This is a genomic window from Kribbella sp. NPDC004138 (genome assembly GCF_053603655.1).
Genome location: NZ_JBSGFZ010000005.1, coordinates 32,224 through 59,126, shown reverse-complemented (window position 1 = coordinate 59,126; position 26,903 = coordinate 32,224). Strand labels below are relative to the sequence as shown.

33 protein-coding genes are annotated in these 26,903 nt (G+C 69.8%); 18 read left to right on the top strand and 15 right to left on the bottom strand.

The genetic code is table 11. The annotated features are described in order from the left end of the window. The first annotated feature begins 174 nt into the window (after nucleotides 1-174). The 3 genes from ACWEOO_RS08190 to ACWEOO_RS08180 are packed head-to-tail and all read left to right on the top strand — an operon-like array spanning nucleotide 175 to nucleotide 1,732. Nucleotides 175-771 (top strand): sulfite oxidase-like oxidoreductase, encoded by a 597-nt coding sequence (locus ACWEOO_RS08190; protein ID WP_359929343.1) that lies wholly within the window; start codon nucleotides 175-177, stop codon nucleotides 769-771. Then, the gene (locus ACWEOO_RS08185; protein ID WP_452142389.1) at nucleotides 741-1,469 is read left to right on the top strand and encodes a ferredoxin reductase; all 729 of its coding nucleotides are present in this window, start codon (nucleotides 741-743) and stop codon (nucleotides 1,467-1,469) included. Before ACWEOO_RS08190 ends, ACWEOO_RS08185 begins: the two co-directional genes overlap by 31 nt. Beyond that, nucleotides 1,466-1,732, top strand: coding sequence for a DUF6510 family protein (locus ACWEOO_RS08180; RefSeq protein ID WP_359929339.1), 267 nt, complete (start codon nucleotides 1,466-1,468; stop codon nucleotides 1,730-1,732). The genes ACWEOO_RS08185 and ACWEOO_RS08180 overlap by 4 nt, the downstream gene beginning before the upstream one ends. Here ACWEOO_RS08180 and ACWEOO_RS08175 read toward each other — a convergent pair whose 3' ends face one another. Beyond that, nucleotides 1,733-2,485: a MerR family transcriptional regulator gene (locus tag ACWEOO_RS08175; RefSeq protein WP_452142388.1), complete on the bottom strand. Its 753-nt coding sequence runs from the start codon at nucleotides 2,483-2,485 to the stop codon at nucleotides 1,733-1,735. A 62-nt stretch (nucleotides 2,486-2,547) separates the two neighbouring features. Between ACWEOO_RS08175 and ACWEOO_RS08170 the strand changes: the two genes are divergently transcribed. From ACWEOO_RS08170 to ACWEOO_RS08150, 5 genes are all read left to right on the top strand, one after another. Next, the gene (locus ACWEOO_RS08170) at nucleotides 2,548-3,768 is read left to right on the top strand and encodes an acetyl-CoA C-acetyltransferase (protein WP_359929336.1); all 1,221 of its coding nucleotides are present in this window, start codon (nucleotides 2,548-2,550) and stop codon (nucleotides 3,766-3,768) included. Then, on the top strand, nucleotides 3,765-5,900 hold the full coding sequence (locus ACWEOO_RS08165; RefSeq protein ID WP_452142387.1) for a 3-hydroxyacyl-CoA dehydrogenase NAD-binding domain-containing protein: 2,136 nt from the start codon (nucleotides 3,765-3,767) through the stop codon (nucleotides 5,898-5,900). Before ACWEOO_RS08170 ends, ACWEOO_RS08165 begins: the two co-directional genes overlap by 4 nt. Nucleotides 5,901-6,108: 208 nt before the next feature. Beyond that, entirely contained in the window at nucleotides 6,109-7,395 is a 1,287-nt protein-coding gene (locus ACWEOO_RS08160; protein WP_452142386.1) for an ABC transporter substrate-binding protein, read from the top strand. Continuing rightward, nucleotides 7,392-8,354, top strand: coding sequence for a carbohydrate ABC transporter permease (locus ACWEOO_RS08155; RefSeq protein ID WP_359929330.1), 963 nt, complete (start codon nucleotides 7,392-7,394; stop codon nucleotides 8,352-8,354). Before ACWEOO_RS08160 ends, ACWEOO_RS08155 begins: the two co-directional genes overlap by 4 nt. Further along, on the top strand, nucleotides 8,354-9,238 hold the full coding sequence (locus ACWEOO_RS08150) for a carbohydrate ABC transporter permease (RefSeq protein ID WP_359929328.1): 885 nt from the start codon (nucleotides 8,354-8,356) through the stop codon (nucleotides 9,236-9,238). The genes ACWEOO_RS08155 and ACWEOO_RS08150 overlap by 1 nt, the downstream gene beginning before the upstream one ends. A gap of 46 nt (nucleotides 9,239-9,284) precedes the next feature. On the opposite strand, the gene ACWEOO_RS08145 is transcribed toward ACWEOO_RS08150, so the two are convergent. Both ACWEOO_RS08145 and ACWEOO_RS08140 read right to left on the bottom strand, forming a co-directional pair. Then, nucleotides 9,285-9,647, bottom strand: coding sequence for a DMT family transporter (locus ACWEOO_RS08145; protein WP_363710988.1), 363 nt, complete (start codon nucleotides 9,645-9,647; stop codon nucleotides 9,285-9,287). A 12-nt stretch (nucleotides 9,648-9,659) separates the two neighbouring features. Then, nucleotides 9,660-9,974 carry a DMT family transporter gene (locus tag ACWEOO_RS08140; protein ID WP_452142385.1) on the bottom strand — a complete coding sequence of 105 codons (315 nt, stop codon included), beginning with the start codon at nucleotides 9,972-9,974 and terminating at the stop codon, nucleotides 9,660-9,662. 74 nt (nucleotides 9,975-10,048) lie between these two features. Here ACWEOO_RS08140 and ACWEOO_RS08135 point away from each other — a divergent pair, with 74 nt between their 5' ends. Next, entirely contained in the window at nucleotides 10,049-10,408 is a 360-nt protein-coding gene (locus ACWEOO_RS08135; RefSeq protein WP_363710989.1) for a MerR family transcriptional regulator, read from the top strand. Nucleotides 10,409-10,457: 49 nt separating this feature from the next. Here ACWEOO_RS08135 and def (ACWEOO_RS08130) read toward each other — a convergent pair whose 3' ends face one another. Continuing rightward, the gene (gene def / locus ACWEOO_RS08130) at nucleotides 10,458-11,081 is read right to left on the bottom strand and encodes a peptide deformylase (RefSeq protein ID WP_452142384.1); all 624 of its coding nucleotides are present in this window, start codon (nucleotides 11,079-11,081) and stop codon (nucleotides 10,458-10,460) included. 57 nt (nucleotides 11,082-11,138) lie between these two features. Between def (ACWEOO_RS08130) and ACWEOO_RS08125 the strand changes: the two genes are divergently transcribed. Beyond that, nucleotides 11,139-11,612 carry a winged helix-turn-helix transcriptional regulator gene (locus tag ACWEOO_RS08125; protein WP_452142383.1) on the top strand — a complete coding sequence of 158 codons (474 nt, stop codon included), beginning with the start codon at nucleotides 11,139-11,141 and terminating at the stop codon, nucleotides 11,610-11,612. An 85-nt stretch (nucleotides 11,613-11,697) separates the two neighbouring features. Here the strand turns inward: ACWEOO_RS08125 and ACWEOO_RS08120 are convergent, their stop codons facing one another. Beyond that, entirely contained in the window at nucleotides 11,698-11,913 is a 216-nt protein-coding gene (locus ACWEOO_RS08120; protein WP_452142382.1) for a hypothetical protein, read from the bottom strand. Between the two features lie 178 nt (nucleotides 11,914-12,091). Further along, nucleotides 12,092-12,961, bottom strand: a complete 870-nt coding sequence (locus ACWEOO_RS08115) for a hypothetical protein (RefSeq protein ID WP_452142381.1) — start codon at nucleotides 12,959-12,961, stop codon at nucleotides 12,092-12,094. Between the two features lie 49 nt (nucleotides 12,962-13,010). Between ACWEOO_RS08115 and ACWEOO_RS08110 the strand changes: the two genes are divergently transcribed. Beyond that, a complete protein-coding gene (locus ACWEOO_RS08110) occupies nucleotides 13,011-13,388 on the top strand; it encodes a YchJ family protein (RefSeq protein ID WP_355690643.1) in 378 nt (125 codons plus the stop codon). Between the two features lie 3 nt (nucleotides 13,389-13,391). Here ACWEOO_RS08110 and ACWEOO_RS08105 read toward each other — a convergent pair whose 3' ends face one another. Then, a complete protein-coding gene (locus tag ACWEOO_RS08105) occupies nucleotides 13,392-13,922 on the bottom strand; it encodes a YbhB/YbcL family Raf kinase inhibitor-like protein (RefSeq protein ID WP_452142380.1) in 531 nt (176 codons plus the stop codon). A 136-nt stretch (nucleotides 13,923-14,058) separates the two neighbouring features. Between ACWEOO_RS08105 and cobT the strand changes: the two genes are divergently transcribed. The 6 genes from cobT to ACWEOO_RS08075 all read left to right on the top strand — a co-directional run bounded on the left by cobT (nucleotide 14,059) and on the right by ACWEOO_RS08075 (nucleotide 19,453). Then, nucleotides 14,059-15,093 (top strand): nicotinate-nucleotide--dimethylbenzimidazole phosphoribosyltransferase, encoded by a 1,035-nt coding sequence (cobT, locus tag ACWEOO_RS08100; protein ID WP_452142379.1) that lies wholly within the window; start codon nucleotides 14,059-14,061, stop codon nucleotides 15,091-15,093. Further along, nucleotides 15,090-16,334 carry a uroporphyrinogen-III C-methyltransferase gene (gene cobA, locus ACWEOO_RS08095; RefSeq protein ID WP_452142378.1) on the top strand — a complete coding sequence of 415 codons (1,245 nt, stop codon included), beginning with the start codon at nucleotides 15,090-15,092 and terminating at the stop codon, nucleotides 16,332-16,334. Before cobT ends, cobA begins: the two co-directional genes overlap by 4 nt. Next, nucleotides 16,331-17,137, top strand: coding sequence for a TrmH family RNA methyltransferase (locus tag ACWEOO_RS08090; protein ID WP_452142377.1), 807 nt, complete (start codon nucleotides 16,331-16,333; stop codon nucleotides 17,135-17,137). Before cobA ends, ACWEOO_RS08090 begins: the two co-directional genes overlap by 4 nt. Before the next feature lie 31 nt (nucleotides 17,138-17,168). After that, complete coding sequence (locus ACWEOO_RS08085; RefSeq protein ID WP_452142376.1) at nucleotides 17,169-17,969, top strand: helix-turn-helix transcriptional regulator; 801 nt, start codon at nucleotides 17,169-17,171, stop codon at nucleotides 17,967-17,969. A 71-nt stretch (nucleotides 17,970-18,040) separates the two neighbouring features. Then, nucleotides 18,041-18,883, top strand: a complete 843-nt coding sequence (locus ACWEOO_RS08080; RefSeq protein ID WP_452142375.1) for an MBL fold metallo-hydrolase — start codon at nucleotides 18,041-18,043, stop codon at nucleotides 18,881-18,883. Nucleotides 18,884-18,904: 21 nt separating this feature from the next. After that, complete coding sequence (locus ACWEOO_RS08075) at nucleotides 18,905-19,453, top strand: phosphotransferase-like protein (protein ID WP_452142374.1); 549 nt, start codon at nucleotides 18,905-18,907, stop codon at nucleotides 19,451-19,453. Nucleotide 19,454: 1 nt separating this feature from the next. Here the strand turns inward: ACWEOO_RS08075 and def (ACWEOO_RS08070) are convergent, their stop codons facing one another. From def (ACWEOO_RS08070) to ACWEOO_RS08060, 3 genes are all read right to left on the bottom strand, one after another. After that, on the bottom strand, nucleotides 19,455-20,054 hold the full coding sequence (gene def / locus ACWEOO_RS08070; protein WP_452142373.1) for a peptide deformylase: 600 nt from the start codon (nucleotides 20,052-20,054) through the stop codon (nucleotides 19,455-19,457). Between the two features lie 99 nt (nucleotides 20,055-20,153). Then, a complete protein-coding gene (locus ACWEOO_RS08065) occupies nucleotides 20,154-20,969 on the bottom strand; it encodes an LLM class F420-dependent oxidoreductase (RefSeq protein ID WP_355479328.1) in 816 nt (271 codons plus the stop codon). 73 nt (nucleotides 20,970-21,042) lie between these two features. Continuing rightward, on the bottom strand, nucleotides 21,043-21,375 hold the full coding sequence (locus tag ACWEOO_RS08060; RefSeq protein WP_452142372.1) for a winged helix-turn-helix transcriptional regulator: 333 nt from the start codon (nucleotides 21,373-21,375) through the stop codon (nucleotides 21,043-21,045). A 66-nt stretch (nucleotides 21,376-21,441) separates the two neighbouring features. On the opposite strand from ACWEOO_RS08060, the gene ACWEOO_RS08055 reads away from it, so the two are divergent. Then, a complete protein-coding gene (locus ACWEOO_RS08055) occupies nucleotides 21,442-22,059 on the top strand; it encodes an NADPH-dependent F420 reductase (protein WP_452142371.1) in 618 nt (205 codons plus the stop codon). Here ACWEOO_RS08055 and ACWEOO_RS08050 read toward each other — a convergent pair. The 5 genes from ACWEOO_RS08050 to zwf all read right to left on the bottom strand — a co-directional run bounded on the left by ACWEOO_RS08050 (nucleotide 22,056) and on the right by zwf (nucleotide 26,876). Then, the gene (locus ACWEOO_RS08050; RefSeq protein ID WP_452142370.1) at nucleotides 22,056-22,616 is read right to left on the bottom strand and encodes a hypothetical protein; all 561 of its coding nucleotides are present in this window, start codon (nucleotides 22,614-22,616) and stop codon (nucleotides 22,056-22,058) included. The genes ACWEOO_RS08055 and ACWEOO_RS08050 overlap by 4 nt on opposite strands. Beyond that, on the bottom strand, nucleotides 22,606-23,421 hold the full coding sequence (locus ACWEOO_RS08045) for an isocitrate lyase/PEP mutase family protein (RefSeq protein ID WP_452142369.1): 816 nt from the start codon (nucleotides 23,419-23,421) through the stop codon (nucleotides 22,606-22,608). The genes ACWEOO_RS08050 and ACWEOO_RS08045 overlap by 11 nt, the downstream gene beginning before the upstream one ends. Before the next feature lie 70 nt (nucleotides 23,422-23,491). Next, nucleotides 23,492-24,217, bottom strand: coding sequence for a 6-phosphogluconolactonase (pgl, locus tag ACWEOO_RS08040; protein WP_452142368.1), 726 nt, complete (start codon nucleotides 24,215-24,217; stop codon nucleotides 23,492-23,494). Next, entirely contained in the window at nucleotides 24,214-25,329 is a 1,116-nt protein-coding gene (locus ACWEOO_RS08035) for a glucose-6-phosphate dehydrogenase assembly protein OpcA (protein WP_452142367.1), read from the bottom strand. Before ACWEOO_RS08035 ends, pgl begins: the two co-directional genes overlap by 4 nt. Further along, complete coding sequence (gene zwf / locus ACWEOO_RS08030) at nucleotides 25,326-26,876, bottom strand: glucose-6-phosphate dehydrogenase (RefSeq protein WP_355690669.1); 1,551 nt, start codon at nucleotides 26,874-26,876, stop codon at nucleotides 25,326-25,328. Before zwf ends, ACWEOO_RS08035 begins: the two co-directional genes overlap by 4 nt. Nucleotides 26,877-26,903 lie beyond the last annotated feature (27 nt).

Below are 26,903 nucleotides of genomic sequence, written 5' to 3'. Positions count from 1 at the left end.
CGGCCGGATCATGATCTGGTGACTCATCGCAACACTGGCCTGATGGATTGTCTGGAGGGAACCCGGTACCCGTTCTTGTGCCCTTCACTCGCCCGCCGGTGCGCACGCCGTACGATGCGCTCATCAGCGTGTTCCCGAGCGGTGGCCGGGCGGCACACCGAGGGAGGGGTCGGCATGGACATTGTGTCACCAGGTTTCACAGGGCGGCGCGGGGGCGGCAACGACCTACCGCCGGGGCAGTACCTGACGCGGGACTTCCCGGTGCTGTCGGCCGGCCCGACGCCGCACATCCTGACCGATCACTGGGAGTTCACGGTCACCACGGAGACCGGCGAGAAGTACAAGTGGGACTGGGCGGCGCTGATGGCGTTGCCGTCCGAGGAGATCACCAAGGACATCCACTGTGTGACCCGGTGGTCCAAGCTGCAGACGACCTGGAAGGGCGTCTCGCTCGACACCCTGCTCGCGGACGTCGAGACCGGCGCGGACTTCGCGATGGCGCACAGCTACGGCGGCTACACCACGAACGTGCCGCTCGACGACCTGCTCGACGGGCAGTCCTGGATCGCCTACGAGTACGACGGGGACCCGCTCGATCCCGAGCACGGCGGACCCGCGCGGCTGCTCGTCCCGCACCTGTACTTCTGGAAGAGCGCCAAGTGGGTCCGCGGCCTGGTGCTGTCCGACACCGAGGACCTCGGCTTCTGGGAGACCGCCGGCTATCACGAGTACGGAGACCCATGGAAAGAACAGCGATACGCCGGCGACTGACGTGGCAGATCGCCACGGTGGCCGAGGTACGGCGTGAGACCGCCACGGCCCGCACGATCGTGCTCGACGTACCGGACTGGCCGGGACATCTCGCGGGCCAGCACCTCGACGTGCGGCTGACCGCGCCCGACGGGTACCGCGCCTCGCGGTCGTACTCGATCGCGTCGGCCTGGACCGGCGAGACGATCGAGCTGACCGTCGAGGAGGTGCCCGACGGTGAGGTGTCGCCGTACCTCGTCGAGGTGCTGAAGGCCGGGGACCCGCTGGAGATCCGCGGGCCGGTCGGCGGCTGGTTCGTGTGGAAGCCCGGCCAGGAAGGGCCGGTGCAGCTGATCGGCGGGGGATCGGGGGTCGTGCCGTTGCGGTCGATGCTGCGCGCGGCGGCCGGTTCCGGGACGCCGATGCGGTTGCTGTACTCCGTACGGCGGCCGGAGTCGGTGATCTACGTCCAGGACCTGAAGCAGCTGGCCGCGTCGGACGACGTCGACGTCCGGCTGGTGTACACCCGCGAGGCGCCGGCCGGGGAACCGCGGGTGGGGCGGATCGACGCGGAGCTGATCGAGCAGTACGCGTTCGCGCCCGAGGACGGCGCGACGACGTACGTGTGCGGGCCGACGCCGTTCGTGGAGACGGTGGCGGATCTGCTGGTCGCGGCCGGTCACGACCCGGCCCGAGTCAGAACGGAGCGTTTCGGATGAGTGAAGCCAACTACCTGGACGGCAACGCGGCTGCCGGGGCCCTGAGCGAAGTGTTCGCCGTGGACCTGACCACCGCGACCGGTCAGTGCAACGGCTGCGGCCAGGTCGCCGTCTTCGCCGAGTCCCGCCTGTACGTCGACGCCCCCGGCATGGTTGCCCGCTGCAACGGCTGCGAGTCCGTCCTGCTCCGCGTCGTCAGCACCCCGGACAACACCTACTTGGACCTCCGCGGCCTCACCTACCTCCGCGTCCCCAACGCCTGATCACCTACTGGCGCGCTTGTGCTGGGTGCGCCGGATGGTGTCGCGCTGGGTTTCGCCGACGGCGCGTTCGTAGGCGAGGACCAGGCCCTGGATCGTGACCGGCTTGAACCGCTCGACGAGGTGCTGGATGTGCTCCGGCGGACCGCCGGAGTCGCGGTAGTGGGGCCAGACCTTGGTGCGGAACACCTCGGTCAGCTCCTCCGCGATCGCGCGGCCGTGCTCGGTGAAGATCCGACCGGCCGCCAGCACCGCTTCGACCGGCAGGTCCAGGTCGAGCAGCTCGACGCCGAGGCTCAGGTGTGCGGTCGCGACCTGGAACACGTCCTCGTCCGGCGTCGGCTCGACCACCCCGAGCGCGACCAGCATCTCGATGTCGTCGTCGCTCAGCTCCCGTCCGGTGCGCCGGACCAGCGCCGCGCGGTCGAGCGTTTCCGGCAGGTCCCGCATCCAGGGCGTCAGCAGCGTGCGATGCAGCGCGATGTCCTGCGGTGTCGCGTCGGACGGGATCCGGTCCAGGTAGCCCTCGATCGCCTGCAGCGTGAAGCCGTGCGCCTGCAGCTCCCGCACCAGGTCGAGCCGCGCGATGTGCTCCGGCCCGTAGTACCCCACCCGCCCGCGCCGGATCGGCGGCGGGATCAGCCCTCGTCCCGCGTAGAACCGCAACGTGCGCACCGTCATCCCGACCCGCGTCGACAGCTCGTCGACCGTCAGGGTCGCGCCTTCGAATGATGCAGCCCCCGCCACTTCCGACATGGCGGAGATCATAACGAGTCGCCCTTGACGATCATGACAGCACTACTGTCACAATCAGCCCTATGACCAGCGAAGCCTTCCTGTACGACGCGATCCGGACGCCGCGCGGCAAGGGCAAACCCACCGGCGCGCTGCACGAGGTCAAGCCGATCCAGCTGATCACGGGACTGCTGACGGAGCTGCGCACCCGGCATCCCGGCCTGGATCCGGCCGCGATCGACGACGTGGTGCTCGGCGTCGTCACCCCGATCGGCGACCAGGGCATGGACATCGCGCGGACCGCCGTCCTGATGGCCGGCTACCCCGAGACGACCGGCGGCGTGCAGCTGAACCGGTTCTGCGCCTCGGGCCTGGAAGCGGTCAACCAGGCCGCGCAGCGGGTGCGGTCCGGCTGGGAGGACTTCATCCTGGCCGGCGGCGTCGAGTCGATGTCCCGGGTGAAGATGGGCTCCGACGGCGGCGCCTGGGCGATGGACCCGGAGACCGCGCTCGAGACCGGCTTCATCCCGCAGGGCATCAGCGCGGACCTGATCGCGACCATCGACGGCTTCTCCCGCACCGACGTCGACACGTACGCCGCCGAGTCGCACGCGCGGGCCGCGAAGGCCTGGGCCAACGGCTACTTCGCGCGCTCCGTCGTACCGGTGGTGGATCGCAACGGCCTGCGGATCCTCGACCACGACCAGCTGGTCCGGCCGGGGACGTCGGTCGAGACGCTGGCCGGTCTGCCGTTGTCGTTCGCGGCGATCGGGGAGCACGGCGGCTTCGACTCGGTCGCCCTGGAGAAGTACCTGACCGTCGAGCGGATCGAGCACGTGCACCACGCGGGCAATTCCTCCGGCATCGTCGACGGCGCCGCGCTGGTTGCTGTTGGCAACGAGAAGGCCGGTGCGGCGCTCGGCCGGGCGCCGCGCGGACGGGTGGTCGCAACCGGTGTCAGCGGGGCCGATCCGACGATCATGCTGACCGGCCCGGCGCCGGCGGCCCGGAAGGCGCTGGCGCGCGCCGGGCTGGACGTGAGCGACATCGACCTGTTCGAGATGAACGAGGCGTTCGCGGCCGCGGTCATGCACTTCATGAAGGATCTCGGCGTACCGCACGAGAAGGTGAACGTGAACGGCGGTGCGATCGCGCTCGGGCACCCGCTCGGCGCCACCGGCGCGATGCTGATCGGAACCCTGCTGGACGAGCTGGAGCGCCGCGAGCTCCGCTACGGACTGGCCACCCTGTGCGTCGGCGGCGGGATGGGCGTCGCGACGATCATCGAAAGGATCGCCGCATGATCGAGTGGAAGAACGACGCGGGCGTCGTCACGCTGACGCTGAACGATCCGTCGGCCTCGGCCAACACGATGAACGACGTGTATGTCGCGGCGATGGGCCGGACCGTCGAGCGCCTGGTGGCCGAGAAGGCCCTGCTCAAGGGCGTGATCGTCACCTCGGCGAAGTCGACGTTCTTCGCCGGCGGCAACCTGCAGATGCTGGCGCAGATCCAGCCGTCGGACGCCGCCCAGGTCTTCGAGACGATCGAGCTGGTCAAGCAGCAGTTGCGCACGCTGGAGACGCTCGGCGTTCCGGTGGTCGCCGCGATCAACGGATCCGCGCTCGGCGGCGGCCTGGAGATCGCGCTCGCCTGCCACCGCCGGATCGTTGCCGACGACAACCGGATCGAGCTCGGGGTGCCGGAGGTGACCCTCGGCCTGCTGCCCGGCGGCGGGGGAGTGACCCGAACGGTCCGGATGCTCGGCCTCCAGGACGCGCTGATGAAGGTGCTGCTCCAGGGTCAGCGGATGAAGCCCGCCCATGCGCTGAGCGTCGGCATCGTCGACGAGGTCGTCGCGGCCGCGGACCTGCTCGACGCGGCTCGTCGCTGGATCACGACGTACGACGGCGACGCGAAGCAGCCGTGGGACCGGGACGGGTACAAGATGCCCGGCGGTACGCCGTCGTCGCCGAAGCTGGCCGCGTTCCTGCCGGCGTTCCCGGCGAATCTGCGCAAGCAGCTGAAGGGCGCGCCGTACCCGGCGCCGCGGGCGATCATGAGCGCCGCGGTCGAGGGCAGCCAGGTCGACTTCGAGACCGCCTCGCGGATCGAGTCGCGGTATTTCGTGTCGCTGGCGACCGGCCAGATCGCGAAGAACATGATCCAGGCGTTCTTCTTCGACCTGCAGGCGATCAACGCCGGCGGGTCGCGGCCGGCCGACGTACCGAAGTATTCCGCGCGCAAGGTCGGGGTGCTCGGTGCGGGGATGATGGGCGCGGGAATCGCTTATGTGTGCGCGAAGGCCGGACTCGAGGTTGTGCTCAAAGATGTTTCTTTGGAGGCGGCCGCGCGCGGAAAGGAATATTCGGAGAAGCTGCTCGCGAAACAGGTCGCCAAGGGCCGGACGACCGTTGCCGACGTCGAGGCGTTCCTGGGCCGGATCACGCCGACCGGCGACCCGAACGACCTGGCCGGGTGCGACCTGGTGATCGAGGCCGTCTTCGAGGACGGCGGGCTGAAGCAGAAGGTGTTCGCGGAGATCGCGGCCGTGGTCGAGCCCGACGCGCTGCTGTGCTCGAACACCTCCACGCTGCCGATCACCGCGCTTGCCGACGGCGTCGACCGGCCCGACGACTTCATCGGCATGCACTTCTTCTCGCCGGTCGACCGGATGCCGCTGGTCGAGCTGATCGTCGGCGCGAAGACCTCGGACCGGGCGATCGCGCGGGCGTACGACGTCGTACGGCAGATCAGGAAGACGCCGATCGTGGTCAACGATAGCCGCGGGTTCTTCACCTCGCGGGTGTTCGGCACGCTGGTGATGGAAGGCGCCGCGATGGTCGCCGAGGGCGTCGACCCGGTGACGATCGAGCGCGCCGCGACCCAGGCCGGGTTCCCGGCGCCGCCGCTGGCGATGCTCGACGAGGTCACGCTGACCCTGCCGCAGAAGATCCGGGACGCCGCGCGGGCGGCCGGTGACAGCGCCGGCGCCTTCGACGACCACCCCGGGATGGCGGTCACCGACCGGCTCGTCGACGAGTTCGGCCGCAAGGGGAAGGCGGCCGGCGCGGGGTTCTACGACTACCCGGCCGACGGGCCGAAGCGGTTGTGGCCCGGGCTGTGGGAGCAGTTCGGCGGGCAGACCGACGTACCGCTGATCGATCTCCAGGAGCGGATGCTGTTCGCGATGGCGCTGGAGACCGTCAAGTGCCTCGACGAGGGCGTGCTGCGCTCGGTGCCGGACGCCAACATCGGGTCGATCTTCGGGATCGGGTTCCCGCCGCTGCACGGCGGCGCGCTGCAGTACGTGAACGCCTACGGGGTGTCTGCGTTCGCGGAGCGGGCCCGTCAGCTGGCGGCGGCGTACGGCTCCCGGTTCGAGCCGCCGGCTCTGCTGGTTCGGATGTCCGCCGACGGTGAGATGTTTACGTGATCACGGCCTGACAACATTCCACAGTTTCGAACAATCGAGAGCGCGTCCGGTCTTGCGCCGGGCGCGCTTTTGAGACATTGTGCTGGCACTTCTACAACGATTGACCTGTAGTACGGTGTGCCAAAATCAGAGATGCTTAACCTAGTTAAGTAACTCGGAACCGCTGGCGTCGTACCCCTGCGGCGTCGCTCCCGGGAAGGTGGAATTCATGCCTGCTCATGTTCCGAACGCCGGTCTGACCCGGCGGGATCTGCTCAAGCGGACCGGTGGCCTGGCCGCCCTCGCCGCACTGACCGCGGCCTGCGGCGGAAACACCGGCCGGCCGTCCTCCTCCGGCGGCGGAGACGGCGGCGCCAAGGTGAACCTGTCGCAGTGGTACCACCAGTACGGCGAGACCGGGACGCAGCAGGCGGCGCTCAAGTACGCCAAGGCCTACACCGACGCGAACGTCGCCGTGCAGTGGACGCCGGGCGACTACGCCGCCAAGCTGTCCTCCGGGCTGCTGTCCAGCAAGGGCCCGGACGTGTTCGAGAGCCAGTTCAACATCGGCATGGTGAAGAGCAACCAGGTCGTCGCGCTCGACGACATCATGGCCGACGTCAAGGACGACTTCCTGCCCGGCGACCTGGCCACGAACACCATCGACGGCAAGATCTACGGCATCCGGATGATCATCGATCCGCAGGTCATCTACTATCGCAAGTCGATGCTGGACAAGGCCGGAATCAAGCCGCCGGAGACCGTCGACGACCTGATCGCCGCGGCCAAGGAACTGACCACGAACAAGGTCAAGGGCATCTTCGTCGGCAACGACGGCGGCAACGCGATGGGCGGCCCGGCGCTGTGGTCGTCCGGCGGCAGCTACCTGACCGACGACAACAAGCCCGGCTTCACCGACCCCCGCGCCGCGACGGCGTTCGGCAAGCTGCACGAGCTCTACGCGAGCAAGAGCGTCCTGCTCGGCGCGCCCACCGACTGGTGGGACCCGACCGCGATCAACCAGGGCCTGGTGGCTATGCAGTGGATCGGCATGTGGGCCGTGCCGGGCATGCAGAAGGCGCTCGGCGACGACCTGGGCGTGATCCCGTTCCCGAAGCTGGACGCCGAGGGCAAGCCGGCCGTGTACTCCGGCGGCTGGACCCAGTTCGTGTCCGCCAAGAGTGCCAACGTCGACGCCGCGAAGAAGTTCGTCAAGTGGCTGTGGCTCGACAAGTCGGAGTACCAGGAGGACTGGTCACTCAACTACGGCTTCCACATCCCGCCGCGCAAGAGCCTGGCCGCCAAGGCATCCAAGCTGCAGAGTGGTGTCGCGGCCGACACGGTCAAGCTCAACCAGGACTACGGGCACACCGACAACCCGGCCTGGACTCCGAAGATGGGTACGGCGTTCACCGACATGCTCACCAACGTGATCAAGAAGGGAGCCGACCCAGCTGCCGAGATCGCCAAAGCCGAGAAGACCGTCAACGCCGAGCTCCAGCGGTTGTTCGGATGAGCGCTCCGGCCAAGACGTCCGCGGATCCCGCTGTCACTGGTGAGCAGCGGGAGACGCGGAAGCGCCGACACAAGGGCATCGCCGGGAACACCCTGTGGTTCTGGGTGTTCGTCGGCCCGTTCGTGATCGGGCTGCTGATCTTCTCGTACCTGCCCATCCTGTGGAGCCTGGTCCTCAGCTTCTTCGAGGCGTACAACACCGCGACCCCGTCGAAGTTCGTCGGGCTGCGCAACTACGTCGACATGCTGACCGACCACAACTTCCTGTCCAGCCTGGGCACGTTCACGATCTTCGCGGTGTTCATCGTGCCGCTGACGTTCGCGCTCTCGCTCGCGCTGGCGTTGCTGGTCAACCAGGTGAAGATCGCGCGGGCGTTCTTCCGGTCGGTGTTCTTCCTGCCGACCGCCTGCTCGTACGTCGTCGCGTCGCTGATCTGGAAGCTGTCGATCTTCAACGGCGTCCGGTTCGGGCTCGCGAACACGGTGCTCGGCTGGTTCGGCATCGACAACATCGCCTGGCTGTCGACGGTCGACCCGCCCTGGTACTGGATCCCGCTGGTGACGGTGCGGCTGTGGCTGCAGCTCGGGTTCTACATGATCCTGTTCATCGCCGGCCTGCAGCGGATCTCGCCGACGCTGTACGAGGCGGCGTACGTCGACGGGGCGAAGCCCGGGTGGCAGGTGTTCCGCTACATCACGCTGCCGCAGCTGCGGGCGACGTCGGTCGCCGTCCTGATCCTGAACCTGATCGCGGCGTACCAGGCGTTCGACGAGTTCTACAACCTGGTCGGCAATGTGAACTACGCGCGGCCGCCGCTGGTCTACCTGTACGGCATCTCGCTCGGGTCGATCCAGGACCTCGGGCACGGATCGGCCGGCGCGCTGATCCTGGCGGTGATCATCATGCTCGTGACGCTGCTGCAGAACCGGATCTTCGGCCTCGGAAAGGCGGGCGACTGATGGCTGTCTCCGAGCGTACGACGGGAACCCCGCAGCCGATCGGGTTCAGCCGGAGCACGATGGGCGTCGTCGGGATGGTGCTGCGCTGGATCGCGCTGTTCGTCGCAGTCGTGCTGTTCCTGATCCCGTTCTACCTGATCCTCCGCAACGCGCTGTCCACCGAACAGGACATCACCGCGCCCGACTGGACGTTGTTCCCCTCGCACCTGCAGTGGAGCAACATCAGCGAGCTGTTCAACGACACCACGGTGCCGATGGCGCGGGCGCTGTACAACTCCGCCGTCGTCGCGATCCTCGGCACCGGCGGACAGTTGCTGCTGGCCTCGATGGCCGGCTACGGGCTGGCGCGGATCCCGTACCGGCACGCGGACAAGGTCTTCTACGCGATCGTCGCCACGCTGATGATCCCGGGCGCGGTGACCTTCATCCCGTCCTTCATCGTGGTGTCCTCGCTCGGGTGGGTCTCGTCGCTGCGCGGCCTGATCATCCCGACACTGTTCAGCGGGTTCGCGGCGTTCCTTTTCCGGCAGTATTTCCTCGGATTTCCGCGCGAGCTCGAGGAAGCGGCCCGGGTCGACGGCGCCGGGTACTTCGGGGTGTTCTGGCGGATCGTCGTACCGAACTCGCTGCCGTTCTTCGCGGCGATCGCGGCGATCACGTTCATCGGCAACTGGAACTCGTTCCTGTGGCCGCTGGTGATCGGCCAGGACTCCTCGTCGTGGACCATCCAGGTGGCGATGTCGACCTTCATCACCGCCCAGACCATCAACATCCACGAACTGTTCATGGCCGTCGCGGTTTCGATCCTCCCGCTGGTGCTGATCTTCGCCTTCCTCCAGCGCTACCTGATCCAGGGCGTCACCCAGTCCGGCATCAAGGACTGACCCAGACCGGCGGGGAGTCCACCAGGCTCCCCGCCACCCTCCCGGGCTACGGTGCGGGCGTTGGTTGGGGGGTGGGGGAGCGGTCGGCGAGTTTCAGCCAGATGACTCCGGTGATGATGACTGCCAGCCAGAGGGCTTTGCGGGTGGTCAGGGACTCGTCGAAGAAGACCGGGCCTAGGAGGGCGGCGCCTGCGGCGCCGATGCCGGCCCAGATGGCGTAGCCGATGCTGACCTCGATGGTGCGCAGGGCGCGGCTGAGGGCCCAGAGGGTGAGTAGGAAGAACACGACCGCCACGGCCGACCAGGACCAGATGGTGAAGCCTTGGCTGCCGGCGACCGAGAGGGCGTAGCCGATTTCGAAGGCTCCGGCCAGCAGCAGCGTGAGCCAAGCGCGGGATGAGTGTGGCACGGGAGTGCTCCTTCAGGTGGTGAGCTGGAGGCCGGCGACCCCGGCGATGACGAGCGCGATGCCGATGGCTTTGCGCCAGGTGAGGCGCTGGCCGAAGATCAGGGCGCCGAGCAGGGTGATGCCTACTCCGGCGAGGGACGTCCACAGCGCGTACCCGACGCCGACGTCGAAGGTGAGTAGTGCGCGGCTGAGGAAGTACGTGCCGAGCCCGCCGGTGACGAGCGTCGCGGCGGTCCAGCCGCGGTGCGTGAAGCCCTGCGCCTTGCCGGCGGCGATCGCGACGGCGATCTCGAACACGACGGCGATCGCGAGGTAGAGCCAGTGCATGAGGTTCCTTCCGGGAAGGGTGCGTCCTCCCGAGGGTGAAACTTCACACTGGTGTCAGGTGCAACACTGGGACCATGCGGATCGGAGAACTCGCGGAGGCCGGCGGCGTGAGCACGCGCTCATTGCGGTACTACGAGGAGCAGGGCCTGATCCGCTCGACCCGTACACCGGGTGGCTGGCGGGACTTCGACGCCTCGATGATCGAGCGGGTCGTGATGATCCAGCACCTGTACGCGGCGGGCCTGAGCAGCGGCATCATCGGCGAACTGCTCCCGTGCCTGGACGCCCCACCCGAGGAGCGCACCGGCCTGCTGGAGGAACTTCTCGCCCAGGAGGTCCGACGCCTCCAGTCCAAACGCCGCGAGATCGACCGCGAACTCGACGTACTCGAAGCCCTCCGCCAGGAAACCACCACACCGATCACACCCCGCTAGCGCGGAGCCCGCGTCGCACAACCTGTTTCGGGTCCTCCACGCGACCAAGCTACTTCTCGAGCAGGGCTTGGCGGGTGGCGCGTTGGGCCAGGACTGTGGTGCGGTTGGCGGTGGAGGTGGCCAGGGTTTGGGTGCGCGGGCCGGGGGAGAGGTGGTCGACGTAGACCGTGCCGGCGAGGTGTTGGGTCTCGTGGATCAGGCAGCGGGCGAAGTAGCCGGAGGACTCGATCGTGAACGGGCGGCCCTCGACGTCGTACGCGTGCAGCGTGGCGCGGGCCGGGCGGTCGAGGGCGGCGTTGGCGCCGGGGACGGAGAGACAGCCTTCGGTGCCGGACTGCGTGCCGACCAGGGCGGTCGCGGTTTCGATGCGCGGGTTGAACGCATGCCCGACGTGACGGTCGCCGTACTCGTCGGTGAGGTCGTAGACGAACAGTTGCGCGTCGACGTCGACCTGGTTCGCGGCGAGGCCGCATCCCTCGGCGATCCACATCGTCGCGAACATGTCGTCGATCAGCCCGCTCCACCGCGCGGCGCCGTACGCGGTCACCGGCCGGCACGGGCGATGCAGGATCTCTTCGCCGTACTCCGTGATGCGCAGCGGCGTACCGCGCCGTACCTCGTCGGTCAGCTCGGGCAGGCGACGGCTCGGGCGGCCCAGGATGTACGTCGGCATGCAAAGACCGTACTCTGCAAAGTTCTAGCTTTGCAAAGCCAGGGCTAGGATGCCGCCATGGAGCCCAGTACGCCGAACCGCCGTGCCGTCGTCCGCGCGCATCCGCTGCGGGAGGCGCTGCTGGCGCTGATCGACCGGGACGGTACGACGACCTCGACGATCGCCGCCCGCGAACTGGGGGAGAGCACTGGGTCGTGCTCGTTCCACCTGCGCCGGCTGGAGGCCCTCGGGGTGATCGAGCCGGAGCCGGGCGCGGCGGGCCGGGTGAAGCCGTGGCGCCGGGTGCGCACCGAGCAGGCGGCGCTGAACCGCGAGCTCGAGGACACCGCGTACGCGAGCTGGCTGGCCGCGAAGACCTCCGACGACGAGGACTTCGCATTCAGTGCGGTCGTCACCCTGGCAGACGGCGAACTCGCCGAACTCCGCGCCCGCCTGCACCGCGTCCTCCGCGACTTCACCACCGCCGAACCCACCGCCGGGACCCCCACCGCGGTCATCATCCGCGCCTTCCCACTCCACGAGGGGCCCTAACGACAGTACGTATATGTGTAGTAGACCCACCGGCCACGCTCAAACAGCGCGGCATGGGGCGCCGAACCAGCCACACCTCTTGTCGTCAGTGCCGAACCGGTCCCGAGATCGTCAGCCGGTGGCCCTCGGACAGGACGAGGGTGAAGGTGCGGCGGTACCACGGTGTGTCCTCGGGCGACGTGGAGTCGACGAGCCCCGCGCCCCAGCGCTCGCGTCGCAGATACCAGCTCATACCCCGGATCGAGCTGCCCTGATCCGAGAACACCCCGATCACGCCGGCCGCGTCGTGCGCCGGGCGCACCCGCAGTACCCACGTCCACCCGCCGTTGTCCCCGAACGTCGAGCGCCACCAGGCCGAGTCGGGCCGTCTTCAGCATGGCGCTCCCGAGAAGTAGGTCATCAGCTGGCGTGTTTTGTGTCTACGGTCAGGGCTATGCGGATTGTGACGCGCGAGCAGGCCATCGCGTATCGGCTGCACGTCAATCACCTCGTCGATCGGTTGCCGGCCGAGTCCCACGCGGAGGCGCGGTGCGGAACGTGGCGCGGAGGTGGTTGACGTCGACCTCGGGGAGGTGGTGTTCGACGAGGTCGTATGTCTCCTCGACGAGGTCGTGGAGGATCTGGGCGCCGGTCGGGGCGGGCGAGGTGAAGACCGCGCGGACGCGGGCGGCGAGTGATGGTGGGGCCAGGGGGAGGTCGCGTTCCATGGTGTCGAGGCGTTTGAAGGCGAGGATGTGACCGCAGTACCGGCCGTTGAGGGCGTGCAGCACGGTCAGGAACTGGCCCGTGATGCGGACGAACTCGCGGGAGATCAGCAGCGGGTTCTCGCGCTCGATCAGCATCTGCAGGCGCCAGAACTTCTCGATGTTGCCGTCGTGCTGTACGACGGCGATCGCGAGGTCGCGCGGGTACGTCGCCACGCGCTCCTGCCACCGGGCCACGAGTTCGGGGCGTCGGCCGGTCACGTCGGTGCTGTCGACGAAGCCCTGCGCCAGCTGCAGGGTCGCGCCGTCGGGCCGGCCGGCCAGCAGGTCGTTCAAGGCGTCGTCGACCGACTCCGACAGGGTGTGCGCGACCTCGAGCATCAGGCCGTCGAGGTGCACCTGGTCGTCCCACGGAGGCGGGCCGTCGACGTTGAGCAGCCGGACCTCAGCCGGTACCGCTCGACGTTGGGCCGCCGTGGGCAGGCGTTCCCAGAACACCCCGACCTCGACGTCCGACCAGCGATCCGCGTCACCGCGGGCGGTCGACCCGCCCAGCATCACCGCGTCGACGCCCTCCAGAGCGGCGTACCAGTCGAGGAGCGGCCGCACCACCTGCCGTCGCCAGCGCGCCGCGTCGGTCACCATCCCCGCAGTGAATCACGCTGACGGTTGACCGATCGGCAACAATCGGCACATGCCCGTTCCCACCTGCCCCTGCGGACAAGACCTGCCGTACGCCGCCTGCTGCGGCCGCCTCCATCGCGGCGAGGCGACGGCGCGCACCGCGGAGGAGCTGATGCGGTCCAGGTACGCCGCCTTCGTGATGCACGACGCGGCGTACCTGCGCAAGACTTGGTCCCTCACCACCCGCCCGGCCCGCATCGACTTCACCCCCGGCCAGAAGTGGACCGGCCTGGAGATCGTGAACGCAACCGGCGGCAGCCCCTTCCACACCGAAGGCACCGTTCAGTTCCGCGCCCACTACACCAGAAACGGCCACCCCGGCACCCAACAGGAAAACAGCACCTTCACCCGCGAAGCCGGCGAATGGGTGTACGTCGCGGCGCTCTGAGCGCTACTCCGGGATCTGGTATGTCGGGGTGAGGGTGGCTCGGGCGAGGGTGTGGAAGGCCAGGTTGAAGGCGACGACGGCGGGGGTGGCGTCCGGGTCTACGTCCAGGGCTTCTACGTCGATGGCGTGGACGACGAAGTAGTAGCGGTGGATCTGGTCGCCGGGCGGCGGGGCCGCGCCGCCGAAGTTCTTGGTGCCGAAGTCGTTGCGGACGTGGAAGGCGCCGTTGTCGAGGCGTTCGGTGGTGCCGGCGCCGGTGGGCAGTTCGGTGACGGTGACCGGGAGGTTGACCAGGGTCCAGTGCCAGAAGCCGGAGACGATCGGCGCGTCGGGGTCGAAGCAGGACACCACGAACGCCTTGGTCTCCGCCGGGAACCCGGACCAGCTGAGCTGCGGCGACGTGTTCCCGCCTGCGAACGCCTGATCGTCGGACAGCGGCTTGCCGTCGGCGACGTCGGTGCTGGTGACGGTGAACGACCCGACCTCCGGCAGGAGTTTGTACGGGTCCGGTGCGACGGGGCGATCAAGCGACATCTGTAAACCCTCCGGCAGCTCGCGATGTGTGGTGATTCCGACACTACTGTCCACATCCTGCCGGTCCGTCCCGGGGCACACACTCGGAGATGCGAAGATCGGGACCGGCGCACCCGCCGAACGGATGGAGGACCTGGTGGACGAGTACCTGGAGCGGATCGCTCTGGCTGATCAGGCGGCGATGCGCGCGGCCGCCGAGCGGCACGCGCGGCTGACCAAACCGGCCGGCTCCCTCGGCGTCCTCGAGGACCTGTCCGTGAAGGTCGCCGGGATGACCGGTACGTACGCCGTGCCGGCCCCGGCCGTCGTCACGGTGTTCGCCGCCGACCACGGCGTCCATGCGCAGAACGTCTCCCCGTGGCCACAGGAAGTGACCGCCGCGATGCTGGCGAACTTCGCCGGCGGCGGCGCCGCGGTGAACGCGTTCGCCAAGAACAACGGCGTCGACGTCCGCGTGGTCGACGTCGGCGTCGCCACGCCGGTCGAGCAGCTGGACATCGTGCACGCGAAGGTCCGCGGCGGCACCCGCGACCTCGCGCAGACGGACGCGCTGACCGAGGACGAGGCGCGCGCGGCGATCGCCGTCGGCTTCGACCTGGCCGACCAGCTGGTCCGGGAGGGGTACCGCTGCCTGCTGACCGGTGACATGGGCATCGCCAACACCACCGCGTCCGCCGCGCTGATCGCGACCTTCACCGGCGCGACCGCCGACGCCGTCACCGGCCGCGGGACAGGGATCGACGACGCGGCCCTCGCGCACAAGACAGCCGTCGTCCGGGACGCACTCGCGCTGCACGCCGTACCGTCGACCGAGCCGCTCAAGGCGCTGCAGGCGTACGGCGGCCTGGAGCACGCCGCCCTCGCCGGGTACATCCTCGGCGCGGCGGCGAACCGCACACCGGTCATCCTCGACGGCGTCATCGCGGGCGCGGCCGCGCTCGTCGCCCAGGCGTTCCACCCGGCAGTGATCGACTACTGCGTCGCTGGACACCGGTCGGCCGAGCCCGGTCACGCGGTCGCGCTCAAGCAGCTCGGGCTGCAGCCGCTGGTCGACCTGGACCTGCGCCTCGGCGAGGGGACCGGCGCCGTACTCGCGTACCCGATCCTGACCTGCGCCGTGCGGGCGCTCGCCGAGATGGCCACGTTCGAGGACGCGGGGATCACTTCGTGACGAACCAGTACCTGTCCGGCCTCGTCCTCGAAGGGCGGCGCGTGGTCGTCGTCGGCGGTGGCGGTGTCGCTCAGCGACGGCTGCCGCGGCTGCTCGAGGCCGGCGCGCGGATCGACCTCGTGTCACCGTCGATCACGCCGACGATCGAAGGGCTGCTCGGCAACCCGGCGCTGTCCTGGATCGAGCGCGGGTACGCCGCGGGCGACCTGGACGGGGCCTGGTACGTCGTGGTCGCGACCGATGACGCCGCGGTCAACGACCAGGTGTCCGCGGAGGCGGAGGAGCGGCGGATCTTCTGCGTGCGGTCCGACGACCGGTCCCGCGCGACGGCGTGGACGCCCGCGTCCGGGCAGCACGACAACGTGACGATCGGCGTCCTCGGCGGCGGCGATCACCGCCGGTCGGCCGCCGTACGGGACGCGATCCTCGAGGGTCTGCGGGTCGGTGAGCTGGCGGCGCGGGACGTGGATCGGCGGCCGGGGGTTTACCTCGTCGGCGGGGGGCCTGGCGACCCGGACCTGATCACGGTGCGCGGACGGCGGTTGCTGGCGGAAGCGGACGTGGTGGTCGCGGACCGGTTGGCGCCGCAGCAACTGCTGGACGAGCTGCACCCGGACGTCGAGCTGTTCGACGCGGCGAAGTTGCCGCGCGGGCGGGCCGCGGGGCAGGAGGAGATCAACCGGATCCTGGTCGATCGCGGACTGCAGGGCAAGGTCGTCGTCCGGCTGAAGGGCGGGGATCCGTACGTCTTCGGGCGCGGCTTCGAAGAGGCGCTTGCGTGCGCGGCGGCCGGTGTGCCGTGGACCGTGGTGCCGGGGATCACCAGCTCGATCTCGGTGCCGGCGGTGTCGGGGATCCCGGTCACGCACCGCGGCGTGACCCACGAGTTCACAGTCGTGTCGGGGCACATCCCGCCGTCGCACCCGGACTCGCTGGTGAACTGGGACGCGCTCGCCCACCTGCACGGGACGCTAATCCTGCTGATGGCGGTCGAGAACCTGCCGGCGATCGCGGAACGGCTGATCGCCGCGGGCAAGCCGGGCACGACCCCCGCGGCGGCGATTGCCGACGGCACCCTTCCCGGCCAGCGGATGGTCACGTCCGACCTGGCCGGCATCGCCCAGGCGATGGCGGACGATGGCGTCGGCGCTCCCGCAATCGTTGTCATCGGCAACGTGGTCGACGTCGCGGCGCAGGGCCGGACCGAGCAAGCGACCGGCGGGATGGTGGGGCAGGCGTGACGCTCGTCCCGGTCGAGGATGCCGGTGATGCGCGGCTGGCGGACTATGTCCGGTTGCGGGAGGTCAGTCTGCGGCGGTTGCTCGAGGAAGAGCACGGGCTCTTCATCGCCGAAGGGGACAAGGTGATCCGGCGGGCGGCCGACGCCGGGTATGAGCCGCGGTCGTTCCTGCTTGCGCCGCGCTGGCTGGACTCGCTGCAGGACGTGCTCGCGCAGTGGCCGGACAAGCCGGTGTACGTCGTCTCGGAGGAGCTGGCCGAGCAGGTCACCGGGTTCCACGTGCACCGCGGCGCGCTCGCGTCGTACAAGCGGCGGGCCGCCGTACCGCTCACGCAGTTGCTGACCGACGACGTACGCCGGATCGCGATCTTCGACGACATCGTTGACCATACCAACGTCGGCGCCGGGTTCCGCGCCGCCGCGGCGCTCGGTGTCGGCCTGGTGCTGGTGACCCCGACCTGCGCCGACCCGCTGTACCGGCGCTCGATCAAGGTGTCGATGGGGACCGTCTTCCAGGTCCCGTGGACCCGGCTGCAGAGCTGGCCGGGCGACCTGCGGCAGCTGCAGGACTACGGGTACGTCGCGGCCGCAATGGCGCTCACCGACGACTCGATCACGCTCGACGAGCTCGCCGACCGCAAGGACGACAAGCTCGCGCTGATCTTCGGCACCGAGGGCCACGGCCTCAAACCAAACGTACTGCGCCAGGCCGACCTGACGGTCCGGATCCCGATGGCCGGCGGCGTCGACTCCCTCAACGTGGCCTCCTCGGCCGCCGTGGCGTTCTACGCCACTCGCTGCTGAGGAGCCTCAGGCACCGCGTACGCTGACCGCCATGAAGGCGGTCGGTGAGCTCGGGGCATTCCTCCGCGCCGAGCGGGCCCGGGTCGAGCCGTCGGCCGTCGGCCTGCCTGCCGGCGGCGATCGGCGCGTCGCCGGGTTGCGGCGCGAGGAAGTCGCCGTACTGGCGGTGGTCAGCGCCGACTACTACACGCGGCTCGAGCAGGGACGTGAGCGCAACCCGTCCGCGCAGGTGCTCAACGGGATCGCCCACGCGCTGCGGCTCGACCCGGATGCGCGCGCCCACCTGTTCCGGCTCGCCGGGATGGCGCCGACCCCGGCCCTCGGCACCGCGCGGGACCAGGTTCACCCGGCGCTGCTGCAGTTGCTGGACAACTTCCCGCGCGCAGCGGCCTACGTGCTGGGTCCGGCGTACGACATCCTCGCGACGAACGCGGTCGCGCACGGTCTGCTGGCCCCGTTCGGGATGACGAACATGCTGCGGATGATGTTCGAGCATCCCGAGGCGCGGGAGATCTTCGGCGACTGGGAGACGGTCGTACGGCGGGCCGTGTACGCCGTCCGGTTCAACGCGGCGACGTACCCGGACGACCCGCAGATCAAGGCTCTGGTGGCGGATCTGCTCCCGCGATCGCCCGAGTTCCGCGCCCTGTGGGAGGACCGGACGGCGCGGGGATTCAGCCGCGCGTACAAGATCTTCCACCACCCTGAGGCCGGACGGATCGAGCTCACCTACCAGACCTTCGACGTCCGCGCCGCGCCGGGACAACAGTTGCTCGTCGGTACGGCGGAGCCGGGCAGCGGGAGTGCGGAGGCACTCGCCCGGCTGGGTTGAGCTGCCTGGGTGCGGCGCACCCAGGAAGAGGCGACCTTCCCGGAGGCGGGAGTCCGATCGACGCTGTGTGTATGACAACCCTGAAGTACTCGACGTACGTCGCGCCGTCCAAGCCGGCCGTCTCCGACGATCTGCCGCCGGGGGAGGTGCAGCGGATGTGGTCGCCCACCGCGGCGACGCTGATCTCCGGCGATCACGACGCCGTCCTGGTCGACCCGTTGATGACGCAGGCCGAAGGCGAGGACCTGGCCGGCTGGATCGCCGCCACCGGGAAGAACCTCACCGCGATCTTCGTGACGCACAGCCACGGCGACCACTTCTTCGGCGCCGCGCCGGTCCTCGACCGTTTCCCGGAGGCCCGGCTGGTCGCGCTGCCTTCCGTCGTCGAGGGGATGCGCAAGCAGCTCACCGCGCCGTGGCTGGACGGATTCTGGCGGGTGCGGTTCCCGGGCCAGCTGCCCGAGCGCCTGGTCGTAGCCGAGCCGCTGGACGGTGCCTTCACGCTGGAAGGCGAGGAGCTGATCGCGATGGATCTCGGCCACACCGACACCGACGGCAGTTCGGCGTTGTACGTCCCGTCGATCGGGCTGGTCGTCGCGGGCGACGCCGTGTACGACGAAGTCCACCTCTACCTGGCGGAATCAGCCGACGGCGGCCTCGACCATTGGCTGACCGCGCTCGACAAGCTGGAGGCCCTGGACCCGGTCGCCGTTGTCTCCGGACACCGCCAGGCCGACGCGTCCGACGATCCGCGGTACATCGACGAGACCCGCCGGTACCTCAACACCTTCGCGCGCGCCGCGGCTGGAACCAGCACGGCGCTCGACCTCTACAACGCCGTACTCGAGAGCTACCCCGACCGGCTGAACCGCGGTGTGCTCTGGAACTCCGCGCGTGCTCTCAAAAGCAGTTGACCATGGTGATGCCATAGTCCCGTGCCGAAAGTAGTGCTGATCACCGGGATGCAGGCCGCCGGGAAGTCGACGATCGCCCCGTTGCTGGCGGCGCGGATGGGGCCGCCGGCGGCGACGCTCGACGGCGATGTGTTCTACCGCGGCGTGGTCGCAGGCGCCGAGGTCATGACGCCGGAGCCGTCGGCCGAAGCGCTGCGCCAGCTCCGGCTGCGGTACGACGCGAGCGCGCTGGTGGCGCAGCACTACGTGGACAGCGGCTTCGACTTCGTCTGCAGCGACATCATCTTCGGCGAGGACGTCGAGCGCTGGTTCGCCCGGCTGCGCGACGTCGAGAAGTACCTCGTCGTGCTGGTCCCATCGGTGGAGTCGATCGTGCAGCGCGAGATCGGCCGCGGCGGCGCCAACTCGTACCGCGACTGGCAGGAACCGGGCGGCACGCTGGAGGACGCCGTACGGGCCCTCCAGGCCGACCTCGACGAGACCCCGCGCCGGGGCCTGTGGCTGGACACCACCGGCCGGACGGCGGCCGAGAGCGTCGACGCGATCGACCTGGAGAAGGCTCGCTGGTAGCTCAGGTCGCGGGGGTGTCCTCGTGGTCGTGGTCGACCATCGGGGAGACGGGCCAGTCCGACGGGTATTCCGGCGCGAACTCCTCGGCCTCGGCGAAGAGGCGCTTACGGTACTTGCGGGACAAGCGGTCGCCGAAGACCGTGCCCTGGGTGTGGTCGGTCTCGTGCTGCAGGCAGCGGGCGAGCAGGCCGTCGCCTTCGTACGTGACCGGCTGGTTGTGCTGGTCGACGCCGGTGACCTTGGCGAAGTCGGGACGGGCGCACTTCGTGAACGCGCCCGGCAGCGACAGACAGCCCTCGTCGCCCTCGTCCAGGTTGCGGTCCTTGCCCTCCGGAAGCTCGAGCGTCGGGTTGCACACGACGCCCTGCAGGTGCTTGCCGTCCTTGTCCGGGCAGTCGAACACGAACAGCTGCAGGTCCACCCCGACCTGGTTCGCGGCCAGGCCGACGCCCTCGGCGGCGCGCATCGTCGCGACCATGTCGGCGACCAGCGTCTGCAGCTCGTCCCCGAAGTCGGTGACCGGCTGATTGACCCGGTGCATGACGTCCTCACCCCAACGGGTGATAGGCCGCACCGAACCGTTCCCAGGCAACGTAGACATGCGGGAAATCCTATCCGCCGGCCGCCAGGCATCCTTGAGCACCCACCAACCGTTTCCGGGTGGCCCAGACGGTTGGTGGGTGCCCAAGGTGAGCGCTGACTACTTGGCGTTGACCTCGTCGCGCCACGAGACCCACTCGCGGAGCAGGCCGAGGTCGTAGTCGGGGCCGGACGACGAGACCGTGAATAGCCGGGTGCCGACATCGAGCAGCGACTTGCCGATGTCCTCGGGCGACTTGTCGCCGACGCCCGCGGAGCGCTCGATCTCGCCCGGGTCGCGGCCGATCGTGCGGCAGTGCTCGTCGAGCACGGCGTGCTTGTGCGCGAGCGTCTCGGCGTCGCCGAACCCGTGCCAGATGTTCGCGTGCTTGGCGACCAGCTTCAGCGTCTTCTTCTCGCCGCCGCCGCCGATCAGCACCGGGATGTCCCGGGTCGGCTTCGGGTTCAGTTTCTCCCAGCGCTGCTCGATCCGCGGCAGCGCCTCGCCGAGGGCGTCCAGCCGGCCGCCCGCGGTGCCGAACTCGTACCCGTACTCGTCGTAGTCCTTCTCGAACCAGCCCGAGCCGATGCCGAAGATCAGCCGGCCGTCGCTGATGTGGTCGACCGTGCGCGCCATGTCGGCGAGCAGGTCGGGGTTGCGGTAGGAGTTGCAGGTCACCAGCGCGCCGAACTCGACCCGCTCGGTCGCCTCGGCCCAGGCGGCCAGCATCGTCCAGCACTCGAAGTGCAGGCCCTCGGGCTCACCGCTGAGCGGGTAGAAGTGGTCCCAGTTGAACACCACGTCGACGCCGATCTCCTCGGCCGCCGCCACGGTCCGCCGGATGTCGGCGTACTGGGCATGCTGGGGCTGGACCTGCAGACCGATCCGGGCGGGGAAGGCGCCGTACGGACGGTCGGTGGAATCGGAAGCAGTCATGCCCCCGATCCTATCCCTCGTTGCGGAGGACCCTCCGGATAGGTGTCACCGGGTGAAATACGCCGCGAGGCGTTTACGGTTTGTTCTCGGTCGGGACCTGGTCGGCGTAAACGGCGGCCCAGTCGCCGAGTGCGCGGATCGGCACCAGCAGGTCGGTGCCGGCGGTGGTGAGGGAGTACTCGACGCGCGGCGGCGCTTCGGCGTACCGGCGGCGCTCGACGAGACCGTTGTGCTCGAGGCGGCGCAGGGTCTCGGTGAGGACCTTCTGGCTGATGCCGCCGATCTGTTCGCGGAGCCTGCCGGGACGCGCGGGACCGTCGGCGAGCGAGTACAGCACGACCATCGGCCAGCGTCCGCTGATCAGGTCGGCGGCGACGCGCGCCTGGCAGTCGGCGAAGAATCTCACGTCGTCCATTGTGCGTCGGTCGATAGGCACCCGGTGGTGCGGATCGAAGTGCCTACCGTCGAGTCCATGCGAATAGGAACACTGGGCAACGGAATGATGGCCGAGGCGCTCGCCACGCACTGGGTGTCGGCGGGGCACGACGTGCTGATCGGTGGGCGGTCGGCGGACCGGGCCGGTGCGGTGGCCGGGCGGGTCGGTGCGGCGTCGGGATCGTTGGCGGAGGCGGCGGCGTACGGCGAGATCGTGCTGCTGGCCGTGCCGGCGGAGGTCGCGGTAGCGGTTGCGCGGGAGGTGCCGGCCGGGAGGACGCTGGTCGATTGCACGAATGCCCTGGACCACCGGGACTTCACGCTGGCCCAGGACTCTGTTGCGGAAGCCGTCAGTGCCGCGGCGCCGGGGGTGCGGGTGGTCAAGGCGTTCAACCTGGCGGCTGACGCGGTGTGGCGAAACCCGCCGCGCGGACTCGGGGTGCCGCTGTGCGGCAACGAGGGCGTCGAGCAGGTCGCGGAGTTGGTCGAGGCCCTCGGCTGCACACCGGTCCTCGCCGGCGGCCTCCGCCACGCGAAGTTGCTGGAGGCAACCGCAGCCCTGGCGATCGGCATGTGGGTAGGCGGGGGAGACGTACGCGCGATGTTCCCACCCCTGGCTGAAGCCTTTGGCACCGTCCCACCCGGCCAGTCCTAGGCTTCAGGGGTGTTGCGTCTGGCCAGGCGTAGGGTCCAGGTGGGGAACAGCAGGTAGGTGCCGGCCCAGCTGAAGCCGGCTGCGAAGGTCCAGGGTGGGGCGGTGTCCAGGTCGTCGATTCCCATCAGGATCCCCGGTACGCCGAGCAGGCCGAGCGTCATCACCGCGCCGGCGATCAACCCCGCCCGCCGGAGCGAGCCTGATGCGGTGCCGAGGAGCCAGATCCCGATCAGGGCGAAGCCGAAGCTCGACCACAGGCCGGCGAGGTAGAAACCGGTGGCTTCGGTCATCACGAGGGTTGTGCCGATGATCGTCAGCACCGCGCCGACGGCGGCGACTCCGAGGAGGGCGAGGGCGCGTGACGTGCGGCGCGGGGCGGCGTGCAAAGTCCACGCCAGGGCCAGGCTCAACACGCCCAACACCGCATTGCCCACGTCGTTGACGGCCCCGAGCGCATCAGCGCCCGCGTAGAACAGGATCAGGCACAAACAGGTGGCGAGGCCCACGATCCCGTGGGCCAGCGCCACCGGCCGTACGGCGTCCGGCTCAGCGCTCACCCTTGGATGATCGCGCAAAGAGTTCGTTGAGGGCAGCCTGCGGGATCTGGCCGGCGGCGAAGGTGATCGTGCCGTGGGTGGCCAGTTCCTCGGCGCTGCGCCGGATGAAGCCGAGGGCGGCTCGCGCGATGCTGCCGCCGAGGCTGATCCGCGTGACACCGACCGACTGCAGATCGGCGACCGTCAGCGCCGATGTGCCCAGGCCGAGGACGACGTTCAGCGGGCCGTCGATCTCGGCGACCAGCGTCCGAATCGCGTCGAGATCGTTGACTCCAGGCACATAGAGGCAATCCGCACCCGCCGCGCGGAAGCGGTTCGCCCGGTCGATCGAGTCGGCCAGCGACGTCGGTGTCCGCAGCAGCTGCCCGTCGGTCCGTGCGGTCAGCACGAAGTCCGGTCCGGCCGCCTCCCGCGCCGCGACGATCCGCTCGACCGCGAGCCCGGCGTCGTACAGCTCCCGCCCGTCGTAGTCCTCGATGTTCCCGCCGGCGAGCCCCGCCTCGCGGGCCAGTGCGATCGTCTCCGCGACCCGCGCCGGCTCCGCGCCGTACCCGTCCTCGAGATCCCCGTTCACCGGTACGCCGCTCGCGGCCGTGATCTCGCGGACCCGCTCGAACATCTGCTCGCGCGACACCGCCGGCGCGCCGTCCGGCAGCGTGTGATCGCCCTTCGCCAGCGAGAACGCGATCCCCGCGCTGGTGGTGGCGATCGCCGGGAACCCGGCCGCGGCGAGCAGCACCGCGCTCCCGGCGTCCCACGCGTTCGGCATCACGAACTGACCGGCATGCAACTCGCGGAACGTCATGCCCCGAGTCTGTCACCCGAACGCTTCGGCGCCCGCCGAACCCAGTACAGGTAGTACGCCGGCCGACCGATCAGGCGTTCGGGATCTTCTCCGCGGCGGCCTCGTCGAGTAGCCACAGTGTGCGGTTGCGGCCCTTCGGGCGGGCCGCCGGGACGTCACCCTCGCTCAGCGCCTTCGCGACGGCCTCGGCCTTGTCCGAGCCGGAGACAACGAACCAGACCTCACGGGCCTGGTTCAGCTGCGGCAGGGTCAGCGACACCCGAGTGGGCGGCGGCTTCGGCGAGTCGTGGACGGCGACCGCGGCCGCGTCCGTCACGCCGAGCTGCGGAAACCCCGGGAACAGCGACGCCACGTGCCCGTCGGGCCCGACGCCGAGCATCAGTACGTCGAACGTCGGCGAACCCGCCGCGGCCAACTCCTCGGCGTACGCCGCAGCCGCCGCCTCCGCGCCCTGCCCCGTGTCGGCCGGCATCGGATGCACCCGTGCCGGATCGACGTCGAGGGCCGACAAGAAGGCGTCCCGAGCCTGCGTCTCGTTCCGCTCGGGGTCGCCGGACGGCAGGAACCGCTCGTCGCCCCACCAGAACTCGACCCGCCGCCAGTCGACCTCGACCCGCGCCGGCGACTCCGCGACCGCGCGGTACACCGCCGCGGCCACCCGGCCGCCGGTGAGCACGACCTGCGCGACCGCACCGGTGCTCTGGGCATCGACCAGCGCCGTGACGAAACGGGAAGCCACCGAGAACGCCAGGTCCCCGGCGTCGGAATGGATCAGGAGTTCCGGATCGACCGTCATCGCTTCGCCGCCTTCTTGGCAACCGTCTTCTTCGCTGCGGTCTTCTTCGCAGCCGCCGGTTTCGGCGCCGTCTTCTTGGCAGCTGCCCGCTTTGCGGACGCCGGTTCCTTGCCGGCGCTCGAGGCGGCGACCTTCTTGCCGGCCGCGGTCACCTTCGCGGCGGTCGATTTCCGCGCCGTCTCACCGACCTTCTTGGCGTCGGCCGGCAGCGCGTCCCGCTCGCCCATGGTCGCGAGCGTCTTCGCATACACGTCGTCGGGATCGAGCCGGCGCAGCTCCTCGCTCAGCAGCTCGGACGTCGTCCGCCGCTTCAGCGCCACCGGACGATCCGGCTGACCGGGCACGCTGAACGTCGCGACCGCACCGTCCGGCCGGGTCAACGCGATCGGGCCGGACGGCGTGAACAGCCGTACGGCGGTCACACCCGGCCCGCGCGAGTTGCGCTGCTCCACCGGCACCTTCAGCCGGGACTGCAGCCACGCGGCCATCAGGTCGGCGCTCGGGTTGCCCTTGGCGGCCGCGACCTCGGCCCCGGTCACCTTCGTCGGGTACTGGTCGAGGGCAGCGGCCATCAGCGCACGCCACGGCGTCAACCGCGTCCACGCGAAGTCGGTGTCGCCCGGCGCGTAGCCCTCGGCGCGGGCGCTGTAGTCGATCGATGCCCGGCGGGTCGCCGCCGCGTCGGTCACCCGGCGCCGTCCGAGCCGGCCCAGCGGGTCCTCCGCGGGAACGCGCGGCCCGCCGCCCGGCCACCAGACGATGACGGGGGAGTCGGGCAGCAGCAGCGGCGTGATCACGGACTCCGGCACCTTCGCCAGCTCACCGTGCAGCCGCAGCAGCACCGCCTCGCCGGGGATGCCCTCGCCGACCCGCACCTCGGCGTCCAGCCCGGACGGGCCGCGCCCGGGGCGCAGGATCGCGACCAGAACCCGGGACGGGTGTTCGCGACCGGCCTCGTTCGCGGCCTTCATCGCGTCGTGGTGGGACGCCTCGTCGACGACCACCACGATGGTGCCGACCATGCCCATGGCCGGCGAGCCGGCGTTCCGCCGGGCCTTCAGCAGCGCCGACGCGATCTCGCTCGACGTGGTGTCGGTCAGGTCGATGATCATGGCCGCCTCCAGGCCCGTCCGTCGCGGGCGAGCATCTCGTGCGCCGAGTCCGGGCCCCAGCCGCCGGACGCGTACTGCTCCGGCTTGCCGTGCCGCTCCCAGTAGTCGAGCACCGGGTCGAGGATCTTCCAGCCCAGCTCGACCTCGGTGTGCTGCGGGAACAGCGGCGGGTCGCCGAGCAGTACGTCGAGAATCAGCCGCTCGTACGCCTCCGGGGAGGACTCGGTGAACGAGCCGCCGTACGCGAAGTCCATGTTCACGTCGCGGATCTCCATCGACGTGCCGGGCACCTTGGCGCCGAAGCGGACCGTGATGCCCTCGTCCGGCTGGATCCGCAGGACGAGCGCGTTCTGGCCGAGCTCCTCGGTCTCGGTCTTGGTGAACGGCAGGTGCGGCGCGCGCTTGAACATCACCGCGACCTCGGTGACGCGGCGGCCGAGCCGCTTGCCGGTCCGCAGGTAGAACGGGACGCCGGCCCAGCGCCGGGTGTCGACGTCGACCCGCAGCGCCGCGAACGTCTCCGTCGCCGACGACTCGGGGATGCCGTCCTCCTGCAGGTAGCCCTTGACCTTCGTGCCACCGGCCCAGCCGGCGGCGTACTGCCCGCGGGCGCTGTGCAGGTCCAACCGCTCCGGCAGCTGGACGGCGTTGAGCACCTTCTTCTTCTCCTGGCGCAGCGACCAGGCGTCGAAGCTGACCGGCTCCTCCATCGCGACCAGCGCGAGCAGCTGGAGCAGGTGGTTCTGGATCACGTCGCGCGCGGCGCCGATGCCGTCGTAGTACCCGGCGCGGCCGCCGATGCCGATGTCCTCGGCCATCGTGATCTGCACGTGGTCGACGTAGTTGCTGTTCCAGATCGGCTCGAACATCGCGTTCGCGAACCGCAGCGCGAGGATGTTCTGCACCGTCTCCTTGCCGAGGTAGTGGTCGATCCGGAAGACCGCCTCGGGCGGGAACACGGACTCGACCACCCGGTTCAGCTCGCGGGCGCTTGTCAGGTCGTGACCGAACGGCTTCTCGATCACCACCCGCCGCCACGAGCCGGGGTGCTCGTCGGTCAGCCCGTGCTCGGACAGCTGCCGGACCACCTCCGGGAACAGCCCCGGCGGGATCGACAGGTAGAACGCGTGATTGCCGCCGGTGCCGCGGGTCACGTCGAGCTCGTCGACGGTCTCCCGCAGCCGCTTGAACGCCTCGTCGTCGGTCAGGTCGCCCGGCACGAACCGGAAGCCCTCGGCGAGCTGCTGCCAGACCTCCTCACGGAAGGGGGTCCGGGCGTGCTCCTTCACCGAGTCGTGCACGATCTGGGCGAAGTCCTGGTTGGTGTAGTCCCGGCGGGCGAACCCCACCAGGGCGAAACCCGGGGGCAGCAGCCCCCGGTTCGCCAGGTCGTAGACCGCCGGCATCAGCTTCTTGCGGGCCAGGTCGCCGGTGACGCCGAAGATCACCAGGCTGCACGGCCCGGCGATCCTCGGCAGCCGCCGGTCCTGCGGATCGCGCAGCGGGTTCACCGGGCCGGCCGGCTCTTCGTTGAGCTCAGCGGTCATGGGCCGCTTTCCCTCCGAGTGTCGTTC